The sequence below is a fragment of the Burkholderia sp. Bp9142 genome, from assembly GCF_003853415.1.
Classification (GTDB): Bacteria; Pseudomonadota; Gammaproteobacteria; order Burkholderiales; family Burkholderiaceae; genus Burkholderia.
The window spans coordinates 37,497-55,485 of sequence record NZ_QTPP01000012.1; the positions used below are offsets into that span (position 1 = coordinate 37,497).

At 68.7% G+C, this 17,989-nt stretch carries 12 protein-coding genes; 8 read left to right on the forward strand and 4 right to left on the reverse strand.

The window, feature by feature from the left end; genetic code table 11:
• The first annotated feature begins 41 nt into the window (after positions 1-41).
• Complete coding sequence (locus DIE22_RS15715) at positions 42-2,243, forward strand: TonB-dependent receptor (protein ID WP_124605467.1); 2,202 nt, start codon at positions 42-44, stop codon at positions 2,241-2,243.
• 42 nt (positions 2,244-2,285) lie between these two features.
• Here DIE22_RS15715 and DIE22_RS15720 read toward each other — a convergent pair whose 3' ends face one another.
• Entirely contained in the window at positions 2,286-3,614 is a 1,329-nt protein-coding gene (locus DIE22_RS15720) for an MFS transporter (protein WP_124605468.1), read from the reverse strand.
• Positions 3,615-3,721: 107 nt separating this feature from the next.
• On the opposite strand from DIE22_RS15720, the gene DIE22_RS15725 reads away from it, so the two are divergent.
• The 3 genes from DIE22_RS15725 (at position 3,722) to DIE22_RS15735 (ending at position 5,460) form a co-directional block, all read left to right on the forward strand.
• Positions 3,722-4,756: a LysR substrate-binding domain-containing protein gene (locus DIE22_RS15725; RefSeq protein ID WP_124496533.1), complete on the forward strand. Its 1,035-nt coding sequence runs from the start codon at positions 3,722-3,724 to the stop codon at positions 4,754-4,756.
• 96 nt (positions 4,757-4,852) lie between these two features.
• The gene (locus DIE22_RS15730) at positions 4,853-5,140 is read left to right on the forward strand and encodes a type II toxin-antitoxin system Phd/YefM family antitoxin (protein ID WP_409364616.1); all 288 of its coding nucleotides are present in this window, start codon (positions 4,853-4,855) and stop codon (positions 5,138-5,140) included.
• A complete protein-coding gene (locus tag DIE22_RS15735) occupies positions 5,080-5,460 on the forward strand; it encodes a type II toxin-antitoxin system VapC family toxin (protein WP_124605469.1) in 381 nt (126 codons plus the stop codon). Before DIE22_RS15730 ends, DIE22_RS15735 begins: the two co-directional genes overlap by 61 nt.
• 21 nt (positions 5,461-5,481) lie before the next feature.
• Here DIE22_RS15735 and dapA read toward each other — a convergent pair whose 3' ends face one another.
• Positions 5,482-6,375, reverse strand: a complete 894-nt coding sequence (gene dapA / locus DIE22_RS15740) for a 4-hydroxy-tetrahydrodipicolinate synthase (RefSeq protein WP_124496538.1) — start codon at positions 6,373-6,375, stop codon at positions 5,482-5,484.
• Between the two features lie 452 nt (positions 6,376-6,827).
• Here dapA and DIE22_RS15750 point away from each other — a divergent pair, with 452 nt between their 5' ends.
• Together DIE22_RS15750 and DIE22_RS15755 are read left to right on the forward strand one after the other, a co-directional pair.
• Complete coding sequence (locus DIE22_RS15750) at positions 6,828-7,847, forward strand: sulfate ABC transporter substrate-binding protein (RefSeq protein ID WP_124496540.1); 1,020 nt, start codon at positions 6,828-6,830, stop codon at positions 7,845-7,847.
• Between the two features lie 166 nt (positions 7,848-8,013).
• The gene (locus tag DIE22_RS15755; RefSeq protein WP_124496542.1) at positions 8,014-8,982 is read left to right on the forward strand and encodes an ion channel; all 969 of its coding nucleotides are present in this window, start codon (positions 8,014-8,016) and stop codon (positions 8,980-8,982) included.
• Between the two features lie 88 nt (positions 8,983-9,070).
• On the opposite strand, the gene DIE22_RS15760 is transcribed toward DIE22_RS15755, so the two are convergent.
• Positions 9,071-9,685: a glutathione S-transferase family protein gene (locus DIE22_RS15760; protein WP_124496544.1), complete on the reverse strand. Its 615-nt coding sequence runs from the start codon at positions 9,683-9,685 to the stop codon at positions 9,071-9,073.
• 469 nt (positions 9,686-10,154) lie between these two features.
• Between DIE22_RS15760 and DIE22_RS15765 the strand changes: the two genes are divergently transcribed.
• Together DIE22_RS15765 and DIE22_RS15770 are read left to right on the forward strand one after the other, a co-directional pair.
• Positions 10,155-10,712, forward strand: a complete 558-nt coding sequence (locus DIE22_RS15765) for a sugar O-acetyltransferase (protein ID WP_124496546.1) — start codon at positions 10,155-10,157, stop codon at positions 10,710-10,712.
• A 1,834-nt stretch (positions 10,713-12,546) separates the two neighbouring features.
• Complete coding sequence (locus tag DIE22_RS15770) at positions 12,547-16,119, forward strand: indolepyruvate ferredoxin oxidoreductase family protein (protein WP_124605470.1); 3,573 nt, start codon at positions 12,547-12,549, stop codon at positions 16,117-16,119.
• Positions 16,120-16,194: 75 nt separating this feature from the next.
• Here the strand turns inward: DIE22_RS15770 and DIE22_RS15775 are convergent, their stop codons facing one another.
• Positions 16,195-17,862, reverse strand: a complete 1,668-nt coding sequence (locus DIE22_RS15775; RefSeq protein WP_124605471.1) for a Na+/H+ antiporter — start codon at positions 17,860-17,862, stop codon at positions 16,195-16,197.
• Positions 17,863-17,989 lie beyond the last annotated feature (127 nt).

A 17,989-nucleotide genomic window follows, 5' to 3' on the forward strand; every position in this document is an offset into this window, starting at 1 on the left:
ATTTGAATGAGAATCATTCTCATTAATGGAGTGGAGTGAACATGAGTCGTTGCATTCTGTCGAGCGCGACGCCGCCGCGCCGCGCGACCGCGTCCGTCGCATTCGCGATGATGACCTGTGCGGCCGGCACGGCATGCGCGGAAGAGGGCGATCCGCGGCAAGCGCCGCACCTGAGCCCGATCTTCGTTCACGGCGATCGCGACGCCGGTTCGCGCGTCGACCGGTCGGGCTCCGCGAAATACGCGACGCCGCTGCTCGACGTGCCGCAGACCATCACCGTCGTGCCGCGCGCGGTGCTCGACGAACAGCAGGCGCTGAGCCTGCGCGAAGCGCTGTCGAATGTCGCGGGCATCACGTTCAACGCGGGGGAGGGCGGCGGCGGGTCGGGCGACATGTTCAACATCCGCGGCTTCGGCGCGAGCGCGAACCTGCAGCTCGACGGCCTGCGCGACAGCGCGCAGAACAATCGCAGCGACCTGTTCAACATCGAGGCGGTCGAGGTGATCAAGGGGCCGAACTCGGTGTTCGGCGGCGCGGGCACGACGGGCGGCTCGGTGAACCTGGTCAGCAAGGCGCCGAAGGCCGCTGCATTCACCGAGGCCGGCACGATGCTCGGCACGTCCGACTATCGGCGCGTGACGCTCGATGCGAACCGGCCGCTGCCGGGCACCGACGGCAGGGCCGCGTTCCGCCTGAACGCGATGGCGCACGTCAACGACGTGCCGGGCCGCGACGACATCCGCAAGCGGCGCTGGGGCGTCGCGCCGTCGCTCGCGTTCGGCCTGGGTACGCCGACGCGCGTCACGCTCGGGTATTTTCACCAATACGACAACAACCTGCCCGACTACGGGCTGCCCGCGCGCAATGGCCGGGTGCTGGCCGGCGTCGCACGCGACAGCTATTTCGGCTGGCGCAACCTCGACCGCGAACGCATCACGGCCGATGCGTTCACCGTGAAGGCCGAACACGACGTATTGTCGAACCTGAAGCTGCAGAACCTGAGCCGCTATGCGCACCTGAATCGCGACACGGTGATCTCCGCATCGCACGTGAACCTGCAGGGGCTGCCGCCCGGGCGCTACAAGCCGGCCGGGCCGCAGGGCTACGGCCGCGATGCATCGACGGCGATGTGGGCGAACCAGACGAACCTCACGAGTACGTTCGGCACGTTCGGGATCGGGCACACGCTCGTCGCCGGCTTCGAGATCTCGCGGGAAACGTACGGCCGCACGACCTATTCGTACGGGCTCAACCGGTTCTATCCGGCCGGTGGCTTCCCGCTCGCCGCGCCGCCCGGCGAGTGGCGCGGCCCCGCGCGGCGCCAGGACAGCGCGCGCAACGATACGGCGCTCATCGTGAAGGCGCTCTACGCGTTCGACACGATCGCGCTCGGCCGATACTGGGATGTCGACGTCGGGCTGCGGCACGACTGGATCGACGGCCGCTCGGAAGGCACGCCGGCCGGCAAGCCCACCGAGCGCGCGGACAGCGCCGACCGGCACCTGAGCACGCGCGCGGGGCTCGTGTTCAAGCCGACCGACAACAGCCGCGCGTATTTCGCGTACGGCACGTCGTTCAATCCGTCCGCCGAGTTTCTCGTGACCACGGGCTCCGGTGTGAGTGCGGCGACGGGCGCGCTCGCGCCGGAGAAGAACGAGAGCTTCGAACTCGGCGCGAAATGGGAGGGGCTCGCGGGCGTCGCGCTGAACGGCGCGCTGTTCCAGACCGAAAAGAAGAACGCGCGCGAACGGATGGCCGACGGCAGCTACGCGCTCGCGGGCCGGCAGCGCGTGCGCGGCGTCGAGTTCGGCGCGGCCGGCAAGGTGACGCCACGCTGGGACGTGTTCGCGAACTACACGTATCTGGCGAGCGTCACGCTGAGTTCGCCGTCTTCGCCGCGCCGCGACGGGCAGGCGCTCGGCAACACGCCGCGGCACGCGTTCAATCTATGGACGACCTATCGGTTGCCGGCCGGCTGGACGGTGGGCTACGGCTCGCACTTCGTCGGCCGGCGCAACGTGACGTCGCAAGGCGACGGCAAGCTCGGCGCGTACTGGGTGCACAACCTGATGGCCGGCTACGACGTGAACCGCCGGCTGCGTTTCCAGTTGAATCTCGACAACCTGTTCGACCGCGCGTATGTCGAGCGTGTGCGACAAGTGTCGGGAAGCGAATCGCGATCGTCGGCCGTCGAGTTCGGCGACGGCCGCTCGGCGATGCTGTCGGCCGTGTACAAGTTCTGACCGTGTCGCGCGGCTACGGCAATCGGCAGAAGTGCTCGCGCGTCATCGCGCAAACAGCGGGTAGGTCGCGGCGGCGATCAGCGCGGTCGCGAGCCATACCACGCTCCACGAACTGACGGCAAGCAGCGGCGGAATCGCGAGCGGCGTGGCGAACAGCCCGAGATAGACGACCGTGTTCGCCATCCCGAGCGCGGTGCCCGCGTGGTTCGTGCCGGCGAGCGTCGCGAGTTCGGTGTACGCGACGCCGTGCCATGCCGATACGCAGACGCCGGCGAACACGAGAATCGCGACGATCGCGGCGAGCGGCACGTGCGGGCTGCCGGCGGTGGCGGCCGCGAGCAGCGCGAACGATCCGGCCGCAACGCAGACCGACCCGCGCAGGTATGCACGGCGGTTGCCGTGCCGGTCGGTATGGCGGCCGCTCCAGACCCGCATCACCATTGCGCCGAGTTGCAGCGCGACCATCGCCGCGCTGATGCCGGCGAGACCGAGCCGGCCGAAATCGTGCAGGAATACGGTCGCGAACGTGAGTACCGCGAACTGCGGCGCGCATAGCGCGCCGATGCCGAGCACGATGCGCCAGACGCGGCCGCTCGCAAGGGGGCTGCGCGTGGGCGCGGCAGGCGGTTGCTGTCCGGACAGGCGGCTCGCGGTGGCAGTGGCGGTGGCGGTGGCGGGGGCGGGGGCGGGAGCGGGAGCGGGAGCGGGAGCGGGAGCGGGAGCGGCGGCCGGCGCGTCGGGCGGTTCGTGCAGCCAGCGCCACGTCAGCGCGGCAGAGCCGGCGCATAGCAGCATCAGCGCGCCATACACGGCCGCGAAGCCCGCATGCGACGCGAGCGACGGCAGCAACGCCGCGCCGACGCCGCCGCCGAGCGGCACGGCCGTCTGGCGGATGCTCATCGCGAGCCCGCGTTCGCGCTCGCCGAACCAGCGCATCACCGCGCGTCCGCTCGATCCGTTTACGCTGCCGCCGAGCAGGCCGACGCAGCACATCGCCGCGACGACGCGCATGAGCGGCGGCGCCGCATGCGCGGTCGGGACGATCGTGGCCACCATCAGCGCCAGCATCGCGGCCGTCGCGACGAGGCCGGTGAGCAGCACGCGGCGATCGCCGAAGCGGTCGGCGGCGATCCCCCACGGCAGCTCGGATAGCGCGACACCGAAGCCGAGCGCACCGAGCACGAGGCCGAGCGTGCCGTTGTCGAGGTGATAGGAAGCGCGCATCCACACGGCGGTGGTCGGAATGCCGGCCGCGGCCGCGGAAAAGCTCATGTTCGCGGCGACGCCGGCCGCGAGCACGCGCCAGCGATGGGCCGGGCCGCGCGCGTCGCGCGCGGGCGAGGACGGGGAAGCGAGGCAGGAGGTATCCATGACGACAGAGCCCGTTCGGAAATTGACATCGTCAGTGTGCGGACCTACATTCATCCTGAAAATCGGAAAGTTTTTGATAAATCGTTCGATAAAACGGGATGATCGAGATGTCCGGACAAGACAATGCCCATGGCGCGGCGCCCGACGCCACACTGGCCCGGCCGAACTTCGACGTTGCGGCGTTGCGCAGTCTGGTCGCGGGCGTGGATCTCGGCAGCTTCGCGAAGGCGGCCGATCGCGTCGCGCGTTCGTCGTCGGCGGTGAGCGCGCAGATCCGCAAGCTCGAGGAGCAGGCCGGCACGCCGCTGTTCGTGAAGTCCGGGCGCGGACTCGCGCTGACCGACGCCGGCGACGCGATGCTGCGCTATGCGCGGCGGATGATCGAGCTGAACGACGAAGCGGCCGCGGCCGTGCGCGGCGTGAATCTCGACGGCTGGGTGCGGGTCGGCCTGCAGGAGGATTTTGGCGAAGCAATCCTGCCCGGCGTGCTCGGGCGTTTCGCGCGTGCGCATCCGAAGGTGAGGATCGAGGCGCGCGTCGCACGCAATGCCGAGTTGCTCGAGCGGCTCGACGCGAACCAGCTCGATCTCGCGCTCGTCTGGGGCGACCCGGCGTCGGCGACGCTGGTGTCGCGCGCGGGCATCGACAGCGACGCGATCGCGCAGGTGCCGATGCAGTGGATCGCGGCGGTGGGCGCGGGCGGCTTTGGCATGCCGGACGGCGGCGAACAGGCGGAGGCGGCCGACGACCGCGACGCGGGCATGCAGGCGGCGCGCGCGTCCGGCGAGCCGCTGCCGCTCGTGGTGTTCGACCGGCCGTGCCGGTTCTTCGGCGCGGCGACCGACGCGCTCGACCGCGCGGGCGTGCCGTGGCGCGTCGCGTTCACGACGCCGAGCCTGGCCGGGCTGTGGGCCGCGGCGGCGGCCGGCCTCGGGCTGACCGTGCGCTCGCACTACGGGTTGCCCGCGTCGGTGCGCGTGCTCGACGCGGCGTCGTTTGGGCTGCCGGCATTGCCGAGCCTGCCGCTGATGCTGCTGCGGCGTACGTCGTCGGCGACGCCGACCGTCGAGCGGCTCGCGCGGATCGTCACGCAGGCGGTGCGGGACGCGACGGCGGGGGAGGTGGCGGGGCTGGCGGCGTGATATCGATCGACACGCGTGCGGTTGGCTGGACGTTCGGCCTATTGGAGGGATGGGGCGAATGTCGTGACAATGGTGGATCACTCAATGGAGGCCATCATGCAAGTTGCCACTGTGCCCGAAGCCACGCTCGATCTTCAGCGGCTTCTCGACGCCGCGATCGCCGGCGAACGCGTCGTGATTACGCAGCATGGCAAGCAGTCGGTCCGGCTCGTTCCGCTCAGGCCGATTCATCCGTACGGCGCGCTTGAGGGGCAGATATGGATTGCGGATGATTTCGACGCACCGCTTTCTGCCGAGGAACTCGCCGAATTCGAAGGGAAGTCATGCGGCTTTTGTTCGATACGCACATCTTTCTCTGGATGGTTGCGAATAATCCGAAGCTGAGCGCTCGCGCTCGCAGGCTGATTGATTCGGCTGACGAAGTGTTCGTCAGCAGCGCAAGCATATGGGAAGTGGCGATCAAGGCCGGGAAGGGGAAGCTGGACGTCGATGTGGACCGGTTGGTCGACAAGATCAACGCGAGCCAATATCGCGAACTGCCGGTTCGGGCCGCACATGGTGCGGCCGTACGTCATCTTCCCCATTACCATGGCGACCCGTTCGACCGCCTGCTGGTCGCGCAGGCCTGGAGCGAACCGATGCTGCTCGTCACCGCCGACGGCCATCTTGCTCAGTATGGCTCGTCGAGAATTTTGACGGTCTGAAACAGTTTCGGGAGCGAAATCCTACGCTGCCGCGACAACGTGCGCGGACGCCTCCAGCGCCGCACACAGCTTGCCCAGCCGCTCCCGCAGCCCCTCGCTCGCCGGCACGAACGGCAACCGCAACCCGTCCTCGCACCACCCCTGCGCAGCCAGCACCGCCTTCACCGGTGCCGGATTCGGCTCCGCGAACAGCGCTGCAACCAGCGGCTGCAGCGCGACCGACAGCCGTCGCGCGTCGGCGAGCCGGCCGTCGCGCAGCAGCGCGTGGATGCGCACATGCCATTCGGGCAGCACGTGCGCGCTGCTGGCGATCGCGCCATGCGCGCCGGCACACAGCGCGGCGAAGTTCTGGTTGTCGTCGCCGGAGAGAATCGCGAGCGGCGTGTCGTGCACGAGCCGGCTCATCCGCTCGAGCGTGCCGCCGCATTCCTTGATGCCTGCAACGCGCGGGTCGCGCGCGAGCGCCTGCAGCGTTTCCAGCTCGACGTTCACGCCGGTGCGATACGGGATGTTGTAGACGAGGACCGGCAGGTCGGCCGCGTCGGCGATCGCCTCGACGTGGCGGCGGATGCCGTCCTGCGTCGGCCGAACGTAGACGGGCGGCGTGACGAGCAGCCCGTCGGGTCGCAGCGCGGCGAGTTCGCGTGCGCGGGCGGCCGCGAAGTGCGTCGCGCTCGCGGTGAGGCCGACGACGATCGGCAGGCCGGGCACCGCATCGCGCAGCGTCGCGAACACGGCGTCCTGTTCGCGCGCGTCGAGCAGCACGCCTTCACCGGTCGTCGCGCCCGCGACGAAACCCGCGATGCCGGCCGCCGCATAGTGACGCGCGAGTCGCGCGAGTGCGCCGTGGTCGACCTCGCCGTCGTGGAACGGCGTGATGAGCGGCAGCCAGATACCTTCGAAACGTGTGTGCATGCAAAGCCTCATGGTGGAAACGGAGTGGGAAGGAACCGTTCCGCCGGCGGAGTGCCGGAGCGAGGCGTGCGAGCAAGGAGAAAGAAACGACCTGCGGGCATCCCGTCCGGCATTCGCCTGACGGGACGCGACGTCCCCGTCAGTCGAGGAGTCGTTTTTTCAGTTTCAGCCCGGCCGCGCGCGCACCTGCCGCGATGGCGGCAAGGATCGAGGGCGAGCGCAGGGCAGCGGACATGGATGAACCGTGGAAAGGGCTGAGCGGCGATCTTAACACCGGATCCGGCGCGCACGCGAGCGATGCGCGCCGTTTAGCAGGATTCGAGATTTGCTTTGCACGACAGATTGGAAAGCGTGCCGCGCCCGGCCGCTAGAATGCCCGCTTACGTTTCGATGACAGCGCGTACGCGTGCCGTCACGCACATTCACCACCACTGGAAACGGGGCATATCACGATGGCAAGCATCAAGGGGATCGGCCGCTGGCTTCACACGGGCGCGGCGGCGGCGCTGGTCGTGGCGGCAACGGCCGCGCACGCGGACACGTCGATCCTGAACGTGTCGTACGACGTCACGCGCGAGCTGTACAAGGACATCAACGCGAGCTTCGCCGCCGCGTACAAGCAGCAGACCGGCGAAACGGTGACGATCAAGCAGTCGCACGGCGCGTCGAGCGCGCAGGCGCTGTCGGTGCTGCAAGGGCTGCAGGCCGACGTCGTGACGATGAACCAGCCGAACGACATCGACCTGCTCGCCGAGCGCGGCCAGTTGCTGCCGAAGGACTGGCGCACGCGCTTCCCCGACAGCAGCTCGCCGTACTCGACGACGATGGTGTTCCTCGTGCGCAAGGGCAACCCGAAGGCGATCAAGGACTGGAGCGATCTCGCGAGGCCGGGCGTGCAGGTGATCATCGCGAACCCGAAGACGTCGGGCAACGGCCGCTACGCGTATCTCGCCGCGTGGGGCTACCAGAAGCAGAAGGGCGCGACCGACCAGCAGGCGCTCGACTTCGAGAAGGCGGTGTTCCGCAACGTGCCGGTGCTGGACTCGGGCGGCCGCGGCGCGACGACGACCTTCACGCAGCGCGGCATCGGCGACGTGCTCGTCACGTTCGAGAACGAAGTCGCGCTGATGGACACCGGCGCGTCGGGCGCGGAATTCGACGCCGTGTACCCGTCGGCGAGCATCCTCGCGGAGCCGCCCGTCGCCGTGATCGACAAGGTCGCCGACAAGAAAGGCACGCGCAAGGTCGCGCAGGCGTATCTCGACTACCTGTACACGCCCCAGGCGCAGGAGATCGTCGCGCAGCACCATCTGCGCCCGCGCGACGCGAACGTGCTGAAGAAGCATGCGGCCGAGTTCAAGCCGCTGAAGACGTTCAGCGTCGAGCAGGTATTCGGCAGCTGGGCGAACGCGCAGAAGACCCACTTCGCCGACGGCGGCACGTTCGACCGCGTGATCGTCGACCGCAAGTAGGCACGGCGCCCGCCGCGGGCCGGCAGGATGACCGCGAGGCCGGCCCATGCGGTCGGCTTCCGGTTTCCGGTTTCACGCCGCGCGGCGGAGGTTCGCATCGCGGCGTGAAAACGGCCGCCGCCTCCGCGTGCTACGCTCATCGCCTCCCTGCTTCCGGCCTCGCGCGATGAACGTCGATTCGTCCTCCCCCGTCTCCCGTGGCCGCGGCCGCAAGCTCTGGTCGGGCACCCGCCCCGTGATCGCGTACGGGATGCCGCCGCTCGGCTGGCGCGATCTCTATCATCGTGCGCTGACGGTGAGCTGGCCCGTGTTCTTCCTGTCGCTCGCGGTGCTGTTCCTGCTGCTCAACGGCGGCTTCGCGGCGCTTTACCTGCTCGGCGACGCGCCGATCGCGAACCAGTCGCCGGCCGGGTTCGGCGGTGCGTTCTTCTTCAGCGTCGAGACGCTCGCGACGGTCGGCTACGGCGACATGCATCCGCGCACCGTCTACGCGCACCTCGTCTCGACCTTCGAGATCTTCATCGGGATGTCGGGCATCGCGCTGGCCACCGGCCTCGTGTTCGCGCGGTTCTCGCGGCCGCAGGCGAAGATCCTGTTCGCGCGCTATGCGATCGTGCGCCCGCTGAACGGGCGGATGACGCTGATGGTGCGCGCCGCGAACGCACGCCAGAACGTGATCGCCGAAGCACAGGCGAAACTGCGGCTGATGCGCGTCGAAGGCACGCACGAGGGCTATACGCTGCGCAAGATCCACGACCTGCCGCTCGTGCGCAACGAGCATCCGATCTTCCTGCTCGGCTGGAACCTGATGCACGTGATCGACGAAACGAGCCCGCTGTTCGGCGAGACGGCCGAATCGCTCGCCGCGCGCGACGCGTCGCTGCTGATCACGATCGAGGGTTCCGACGAGACGACCGCACAGGTCATGCAGGCGCGCTACTCATGGGCGCATGCGGAGATTCGCTGGCGTCACCGCTACGTCGACCTGATGCACGACGAAGGCGGCATTACGCACATCGACTACACGCATTTTCACGAGGTCGTGCCGGTCGACGCCGATACCGACGAACGCGGTTCGCCGGGCGTGGTGGTCGACGCCGGCCCGGCCGCGCAGGCGCCCGGGCCGGCTGCATGATGTGGGCGACCGGCTGCGGGCGACCGGCGCGAACGGGCGCCGGCAATCGGGCGCGACCGCCGCCACCGGCTGCCGCGCCGTTCACGCATCACGCATGCAGCAGACGCGCCGCTTCGCGCTGTTCGACGGCAACCGCGCGGCGGTAGCCGTCGCGGTCCTCGGCGCGCGCGACATAGTCGCCGAGCACGCCTTCGTGCGGCAGCAGGTGCGCGTCGAACGCGATCTTCAGCGTGCTGGCGAGCAGCAGGTCGGCCGCGGTGAAGCGGTCGCCGACGAGCCAGCGGCTGTGGGCCAGCGTCTGCGCGAGTGCACGCTGCACGCGCGTGATGTTGCCCCAGCCGAATGCGACCGGATTGCCCGACGCACCGGTGAATTTCTCGGCCATCGCGGGCTCGAGGCAGGAGGGCGTGAAGAACATCCACTGCAGGAAGCGACCGCGCAGCGGATCGTCCGGGGCGATGCCGAGCCCGGCGCCCGGGCAGCAGTCGGCGAGATAGAGCAGCACGGCGCCGGATTCGGCGAACGGTTCGCTGCCGTCGTCGAGCGCGGGCAGCTTGGCCATCGGATTGACCTGGATGAACGCGTCGCTGCCCTGTTCGTGCGAACGCAGGTCGATCGGCACGAGCTCGTAGACGGCGCCGATTTCCTCCAGCATCCACAGCGCCCGGAAGGCCCGGGTCTTCGGCCAGTAGTAGAGCTTCATCGCGCCTCCGCGTAGGGGTGTGCGTGTCGGTTCGGTGGATGCTCAAGCGTACCCGAGCGGGAGAGGTTCGGACAGGGGCGCGCGGCGAAAGCGGCGAATCGTGGCACGGTGACGGGCGGCGCGTAGCGTGTGTTCGGCCGGATGCGGAGGGAGCGTTTCCCGCCAAGCCAGGCGCGACGGATGTTCATTACCTTACTAGTTATATGCTAACTAGTTTGAAATCGATGTATGAATGCTCGGCTGAAGCGGACACGACGACACTGTTCCGCCGACTGTGCGGCAGCGTCGCCGGCCGGCTGCCAGGGTCCCGGACGATGGTCGTCGACGGGCCGCGAGACGCGGAAACCGGGTTGCCCCGCGCGGGTCGCCCGAATGATTGAATTCAAGGCGATGCGATCGCATGCGGCGAACCAGGCGCTGCCGTCATGCGCCGCGTGCCGGTTCGATCGCGCACGGAGAACAGCAACGAATGGCGAACGACGAACGCACCACGATCATTCCCCGGCGCACGCCGGAATCGGCCGCGATGCGCGCCGAGCTCAAGCGGGCGATGGCGATCACCGCGCGGCTCAACCGCCTGACGTTCGACGATGCGGATGAAGTCCGGACCTTGTTCGGAGAACTGATCGGCAAGCCGATGGACGACGGCTTTCTGCTGATCCCGCCGTTCCATGCGACGGGCGGCGCCGATACGCGGATCGGCCGCAACGTGTTCGTCAACCAGAACTGCACGTTTTATGACCTCGGCGGCCTCGACATCGGCGACGACGTGATGATCGGGCCGAACGTCAGCCTCATCACGTCAGGCCATCCGGTCGAGCCGTCCCGTCGCCGCGACGCCGTCGTCGGCCGCCCGATCGCGATCGGGAACAACGTCTGGATCGGCGCGGGCGCGACGATCATCGGCGGCGTGACGGTCGGCGAGAACGCGGTCGTTGGCGCGGGTTCCGTCGTGACGCGGGACGTTCCGCCCAATACGCTGGTCGGCGGAAATCCGGCGCGGATCATCCGTTCGATTGCCGAGTGAGGGCGCTTGCAGGCGCCGCCCGCTGCGGAGCGGATGTGGACAACCGGCCCTCGCACCCACTCGAAACGCTGTGAATGCGAACGGTGAGTGTGCGGCCGGAGGCCGAATCTACGGGGCTTCCCGGCATTGGACACCGGTTGGGGCAGGCGCATGCACCGAGGTTGCCGACGCGCTGGCGGTGAATTTCCGCGCGGCGCCGGTTGTGGATATCCCGGCCCCAAATCACTCGGCGCGCTGTGCCTTGCACCGGTGAGCGTGACCGCATGCGGCCGGATGCGCGATGCAGCGTGTGGACAACCGGGGCCGGCAACGACGAAAAATGCTGTGCCTTCGAAGGGTGAGCCGCCGACGTCCGGTTGCGCGCGGGGCTTGCCTGGCGCGGACTTCCGGGCATCGCGCGAGATTCGCGGCGCCGCGCATTCTAACGGCACGCGCGGATCGGCGATAGATCGGCACGCGTATCGCGATGTGGATATCTTGCAACCGAATGCACTCGAAGCGCTGTGTCTTTCAATGGTGAGCGTCGGCGGCCGCTCGACCCGTGTGCCGGCTCGCGTGCCCGTTCCCGGTCTTCGATCGCGGCTTCGAGGGTCGCGCATTCTAACCGCACTTGCGATGGTGCGTTCCGTTCGAGTCCGTGCACCGATGTGGATATCCGGTCGCCGAAACCAGTCGACGTGCTGTGTATTCCAGCGGTGAGAGCGCGTGCATGCTGCCCGGCTGCGTCTGCGCGAATCCAGCTGCACGAGGCGCCGGGCGGTTGCGGGCGCCTGCCGTTCACGCCGAATCGGTGTCTTCGTGCGATGGCACACCCACGCTCACCGTTGAGTTTCACAGTGTCTTGAGTGGTCGTGGGTTGCGTTATCCACACCCGCATCAGCGCCCTCGTCCGATCGCCGTTCCGTCGCTCACCGTTGGCATTCACAGTGTTTTGAGTCGTCGTGGGTCGAGCGATTCGTACCCGGGTCGGGGCGCATTCGTTTGACCGCATGCCATCGCTCACCGTCGAAATTCACAGGGTTTCGAGTCGTCGTGGGTCGCGCTGTCCACACCCGAATCGGCATCCTGGTTCGATCGCGGGCCGGTGCTCACCGCCGGAATTCACAGGGTTTCGAGTGTCTGCGGGCGGCGATATCCACACCCGTGCCGGCGCTCCGGAACGTCGCGAAGGCGGGCAGGGATGTGGATATCGTGCTGCCGGATCGACTCACAATCCTGTGCATCCGCAAGGTGAGTGCGAACGTCGCATCGGTGAGGCAGCGATCCGGCGGTGTGGATATCTCCCGCCGACATTGACTCTTCGCGCTGTGGATTTCAACGGTGAGTGCCGGAATCCGCTAAAACGGCGGACCGGTTGCGGTGTGGACATCCCGCGTCCGATGCCACTCGAAACCCTGTGCAATCGAACGGTGAGTGCGTCGGCCCGCCCGGCCGGCAGCCCCCGGCATTGTGGACATCCCCCGCCCGCAACCAATCCGAACGCTGTGTATTCCATGGGTGAGCACGCGCCGTTTCCCCGCCCAAACCCTTGTCGCACGGGCCGCGAGCGCCTGCCGCCGCGCCCGCGGTTCGCCTTCCGCTCATCCCCGCCTGTTCGACGCGGCGCGCCCGCCCATCCCGACACGCGCCGACAGCTGCCCACCACCCCGCGCGAAAACTCTCTCAATTCCCGGCCAAAACCTGCGCAGTTTTGCTCACTCCGGTGCGGTCTCAGCAAGATGAGAAAAAACTTTCTCGTCTCCCCGCGAAAAAATAGAGCCATCCAGCCGCCCCGGCCGGCGTCGCCCGACGCCCCGGTGTGCGGCCCAGAACAGCACAATCAGGAGACATCCCCATGACTGCCCGCCTGCCCGTCGACGGCACGCCCGCTCTATCCGACTACCGCCTGACCGACAACCTGACCGCCACGCGCGGCCGGATCTTTCTGACCGGCACGCAGGCGCTGGTCCGCCTGCTGCTGATGCAACGCGCGTCCGATACCGCGCAGGGCCTGAACACGGCCGGCTTCGTCAGCGGCTACCGCGGCTCGCCGCTCGGGATGGTCGACCAGCAGCTGTGGAAGGCGAAGAAACTGCTCGACGGCAGCGGCGTGCGCTTCCTGCCCGCGATCAACGAGGAACTCGGCGGCACCGCGGTGCTCGGCACGCAGCGCGTCGAGGCCGACCCGGAGCGCACCGTCGATGGCGTGTACGCGATGTGGTACGGCAAGGGGCCCGGCGTCGACCGCGCCGGCGACGCGCTGAAGCACGGCAACGCGTACGGTTCGTCGCCGCACGGCGGCGTGCTGGTGGTGGCGGGCGACGACCATGGCTGCGTGTCGTCGTCGATGCCGCACCAGAGCGACTTCGCGATGATCGCGTGGCACATGCCGGTCGTGAACCCGTCGAACATCGCCGACATGCTCGAGTTCGGGCTGTACGGCTGGGCGCTGTCGCGCTTCTCGGGCGCCTGGGTCGGCTTCAAGGCGATCTCGGAGACCGTCGAGTCGGGCTCGACCGTCGATCTCGACGCGCTGCAGACGCAATGGCCGGCGCCGGCGGGCTTCACGCCGCCGGCGGGCGGCCTGCACAACCGCTGGCCCGACCTGCCGAGCCTCACGATCGAGGCGCGCCTCGCCGCGAAGCTGGACGCGGTGCGCCATTTCGCGCGCACCAACAGCATCGACAAGTGGATCGCGCCGAGCGCGCAGGCGAACGTCGGCATCGTCACCTGCGGCAAGGCGCACCTCGACCTGATGGAGGCGCTGCGCCGCCTCGACCTGACGGTCGCCGATCTCGACGCGGCCGGCGTGCGGATCTACAAGGTCGGCCTGTCGTATCCGCTCGAGATGACGCGCATCGAGACCTTCGTCGACGGGCTCGCCGAAGTGCTCGTGATCGAGGAGAAGGGCCCCGTCATCGAGCAGCAGATCAAGGACTACCTGTACAACCGCGCGGACGGCGCGCGCCCGCGCGTGTTCGGCAAGCACGACGGCGCCGGCGCCTGCCTGCTGTCCGAACTCGGCGAATTGCGGCCGTCGCGGATCCTGCCGGTGTTCGCCGAATGGCTCGCGCGGCACAAGCCGGCGCTCGATCGCCGCGAACGCGTCGTCGATCTCGTCGCGCCGCGGATCCTGTCGAACGAGGCGGACGCGGTGAAGCGCACGCCTTACTTCTGCTCGGGCTGCCCGCACAACACGTCGACCAAGGTGCCGGAAGGCTCGATCGCGCAGGCCGGCATCGGCTGCCACTTCATGGCGTCGTGGATGGAGCGCGACACGACGGGCCTGATCCAGATGGGCGGCGAGGGCGTCGACTGGGCCGCGCACGCGATGTTCACCAACACGAAGCACGTGTTCCAGAACCTCGGCGACGGCACCTACTTCCACTCGGGCATCCTCGCGATCCGCCAGGCGGTCGCCGCGAACACAAACATCACGTACAAGATCCTCTACAACGACGCGGTCGCGATGACGGGCGGCCAGCCGGTCGACGGCAGCATCTCGGTGCCGCAGATCGCGCGGCAGGTCGAGGCGGAAGGCGTGTCGCGCTTCGTCGTGGTGTCCGACGAACCGGAGAAGTACGACGGCCATCACGGGCAGTTCCCGCCGGGCACGACGTTCCATCACCGCAGCGAACTCGACACGGTGCAGCGCGAGCTGCGCGAGATACCGGGCGTCACCGTGCTGATCTACGACCAGACCTGCGCGGCCGAGAAGCGCCGCCGCCGCAAGAAAGGCGAATTCCCCGACCCGGACAAGCGCCTGTTCATCAACGACGCGGTGTGCGAAGGCTGCGGCGATTGCGGCGTGCAGTCGAACTGCCTGTCGGTCGAGCCGCTCGAGACGCCGCTCGGCCGCAAGCGCCGCATCGATCAGTCGTCGTGCAACAAGGACTACTCGTGCGTGAACGGCTTCTGCCCGAGCTTCGTGACGGTCGAAGGCGCGGCGCTGAAGAAGGCCGCGGGCGCGGCATTCGACGAAGCGGCGCTTGCCGTGCGCGTCGACGCGCTGCCGGTGCCCGCGACGCATCTCGATGCGGCGCCGTACGACATGCTCGTGACGGGTGTCGGCGGCACGGGCGTCGTGACGGTCGGCGCGCTGATCAGCATGGCCGCGCACCTCGAAGGCAAGAGCGCGTCGGTGCTCGACTTCATGGGCTTCGCGCAGAAGGGCGGCTCGGTGCTGTCGTTCGTGCGGATCGCGTCGAGCGACCGGTGGCTGAACCAGGTGCGCATCGACACGCAGCAGGCCGACGTGCTGCTCGCGTGCGACATGGTCGTCGGCGCGAGTGCCGAGGCGCTGCAGACGGTGCGTCACGAGCGTTCGCGGATCGTCGTCAACACGCACCGGATTCCGAACGCATCGTTCGTGCAGAACCCCGACGCGAACCTGCATGCGGATGCGCTGCTGGAGAAGATGCATCACGCGGCCGGCGACGGCTACCTGTCGAGCTGCGACGCGCAGGCGCTCGCCGCGAAGTTCCTCGGTGACCCGATCGGCGCGAACATCCTGATGCTCGGCTACGCGTGGCAGCTCGGTCTCGTGCCGGTATCGCTCGCCGCGATGATGCGCGCGATCGAGCTGAACAACGTCGCGGTGCCGATGAACAAGCTCGCGTTCTCGATCGGCCGGATGGCGGCCGGCGACGCCGCAGGCCTCGACGCATTGTGGAACGCGCGTCACGCGGTGGCCGCGCAGGTCGTGCCGGAGACGCTCGACGAGCTGATCGCCGATCGCGAGGCGCGCCTCGACGCATACGGCGGCACGCGTTACGTCGAGCGCTACCGTGCGCTGGTGAACGCGGCGCGCGCGAAGGGCGACGATGCGTTGACGCGCGCGGTCGCGACGACGTTCTACCGGCTGCTCGCGGTGAAGGACGAATACGAGGTCGCGCGGCTGTATGCGGACGGCGCGTTCCGCACGGCGCTCGAAGCGCAGTTCGAAGGCGTGCCGGGGCAGGACTATCGCGTGAAGTTCAACCTTGCACCGCCGACGGTCGCGAAGGCGGGCCGCGACGGCAGCGTGCCGAAGAAGCGCGTGTTCGGCCAGTGGATGTGGCCGGTGCTCGGCGCGCTCGCGCGCGTGCGCGGCCTGCGCGGCACGTGGCTCGATCCGTTTGGCCGCACGGCCGAGCGCGGGATGGAGCGCGCGCTCGCGGACGACTACGAGACGACGCTCACGCGCGCGCTCGCCGCGACGACCGCCGGCAATGCGGCGCAGGTCGCGCAGCTGGCCGACCTGCACGCCCGCGTGCGCGGCTTCGGTCACGTGAAGGTGCGCAACCTCGCGGGCGTGAAGCGTGCGGAGCGCGAGCTCGCGCTGCAACTCGGCATCGATGCGGCGACGAGCGCGGCCGTGCAGCACGCGCTCGACGAGATGAAGGGCGCGGGGATGCTGAAGGGGATTCCGGTCGTCGTCGCGAAGTAACGCGAACCCGCGCGGATGTGACAACGGCGACGCTCGCGCGTCGCCGTTTTTTTTGCGGGAAGCCGTGCCGCCGCGTCAGATGATCCCTTTCTTGCGCGTCGACAGCGCCGTTTCCGACAGGTCGATCTCGCGGATCAGCTTCGTCAGCGTCTCGTCGGAAATCTTGCTCTCGCCGCGCAGCCGGTACAGCACCGAACGCTCCGCGCGCACGGCCGCGATCCGCATCTGCAGTTCCATCGTCTCGGTCTGCTGCGCTTGCGCACGCGGTGTCGGGCCGTCCTCCGCGAGCGCGGCGAGGCGGCGGCGGTACTGGTCCATCACGCGTGCCGAGATGTCCGCGCAGCGCGCGGCGCCCGATTCGTCGAGATCGGCCGAGATCGCGTCGTGCGACGAGTCGATCGCGCGGATCGCGGCCTGCGCGGCGGCCGCGCGCGCGGTGCGCTCCTCGTCGGCGAGCGGGTTGCGTGTCGAGCGCACGCCGCGCAGCAGCAGCGGCAGGCCGATCACCGCGACGATCAGCGAACCGAGAATCACCGCCGACGCGACGAAGATCGCGGTGTCGCGCCCGGGCAGCGGCGCGCCGTCGGACAGCGCGACGGGGATCGACAGCACGCCCGCGAGCGTGACCGCGCCGCGCACGCCGCCCACCGTCATCACCGCGATCGTGCGCACGCCGGCCATCGTGCCCGCGAGGCCGTGGCGCGCGGCGCGGCGGCTCGCGATCCAGCGCAGCAGCCAGACCCACAGGAAGCGGATCGCATACAGCGCGAGCATCATCGCGCACACGTTGAAGATCATCCGGCCGACGAGCGCGTCGCTCGTGTGGTGCGCGTCGACGAGCGCGCGGCCGATGATGTGCGGCAGCTGCAGCCCGAGCATGATGAACACCATGCCGTTGAACACGAACTCGATCATCGCCCACGTGCTTTCGGCGCGCACGCGCGACGCGACGGTGCTTTTGCGGGAGAAGCTCGTGTAATTCATCATCATCCCGGCCGACACGGCCGCGAGCACGCCCGACAGTTCGAGGTGCTCGGCGAACAGATAGGCGGCGAACGGCACGAGCAGCGTCATCACGATGCCGGGGGCCGGGTCGCCTTCCTGCTCGGCGTTCAGGAAGCGCGTCGACAGCGCGCTGAACAGCCAGGCCACGATCGCGCCCGTGGCGAGCCCGCCGGCGGCGACGATCACGAACGTGATCGACGCGTCGCGCAGCGAGAACATGCCCGTGAGCGCGGCCGCGACCGCGAACTTCAGCGCGACGAGGCCCGACGCGTCGTTCATCAGCGCCTCGCCTTCGAGGATGTGCATCAGCTGCGGCGGAATCCTTCCCTTGCCGGCGATGCCCGACAGCGCGACCGCGTCGGTGGGCGACAGCACGGCCGCGAGCGCGAACGCGATCGGCAGCGGCAACTCGGGTATCAGCCAGTGCGCGAAGTAACCGACTGCGAGCACCGTCATGAACACGAGCCCGAACGCGAGCATCAGGATCGCGCGGCGCTGCAGGTACAGCTCGCGTTTCGGAATCCGCCAGCCGTCCGCGAACAGCAGCGGCGGAATGAACAGCAGCATGAAGATCTCGGGATCGAACGTGACGTGCAGGTTCAGCTTCGGCCACGCGAGCATCGCGCCGAACGCGATCTGCATCAGCGGCAGCGGAAGCCGCAACGGCAGCAGGCGCGTGACCGCGCCGGACAGCGCGACGGTGAGCAGCAGGATCAGGACGGTGAAGACGATTTCCATCGATACGGCAATTGTGGAGAATGAAACGAGCGTACGGAGTTTAGCGTGACGGCGTGACGGGTGCGTTCGAGTGCGCCGGTGCGCGTGCACGAAAACGGTGCATCCGCCTGCGCCACGCTGGTGCGGC

Coding starts and splice junctions, on each gene's coding strand:
- DIE22_RS15715 (WP_124605467.1), top strand. CDS start 42: ATGAGTCGTTGCATTCTGTCGAGCGCGACGCCGCCGCGCCGCGCGACC.
- DIE22_RS15720 (WP_124605468.1), bottom strand. CDS start 3,614: ATGGATACCTCCTGCCTCGCTTCCCCGTCCTCGCCCGCGCGCGACGCG.
- DIE22_RS15725 (WP_124496533.1), top strand. CDS start 3,722: ATGTCCGGACAAGACAATGCCCATGGCGCGGCGCCCGACGCCACACTG.
- DIE22_RS15730 (WP_409364616.1), top strand. CDS start 4,853: ATGCAAGTTGCCACTGTGCCCGAAGCCACGCTCGATCTTCAGCGGCTT.
- DIE22_RS15735 (WP_124605469.1), top strand. CDS start 5,080: ATGCGGCTTTTGTTCGATACGCACATCTTTCTCTGGATGGTTGCGAAT.
- dapA (WP_124496538.1), bottom strand. CDS start 6,375: ATGCACACACGTTTCGAAGGTATCTGGCTGCCGCTCATCACGCCGTTC.
- DIE22_RS15750 (WP_124496540.1), top strand. CDS start 6,828: ATGGCAAGCATCAAGGGGATCGGCCGCTGGCTTCACACGGGCGCGGCG.
- DIE22_RS15755 (WP_124496542.1), top strand. CDS start 8,014: ATGAACGTCGATTCGTCCTCCCCCGTCTCCCGTGGCCGCGGCCGCAAG.
- DIE22_RS15760 (WP_124496544.1), bottom strand. CDS start 9,685: ATGAAGCTCTACTACTGGCCGAAGACCCGGGCCTTCCGGGCGCTGTGG.
- DIE22_RS15765 (WP_124496546.1), top strand. CDS start 10,155: ATGGCGAACGACGAACGCACCACGATCATTCCCCGGCGCACGCCGGAA.
- DIE22_RS15770 (WP_124605470.1), top strand. CDS start 12,547: ATGACTGCCCGCCTGCCCGTCGACGGCACGCCCGCTCTATCCGACTAC.
- DIE22_RS15775 (WP_124605471.1), bottom strand. CDS start 17,862: ATGGAAATCGTCTTCACCGTCCTGATCCTGCTGCTCACCGTCGCGCTG.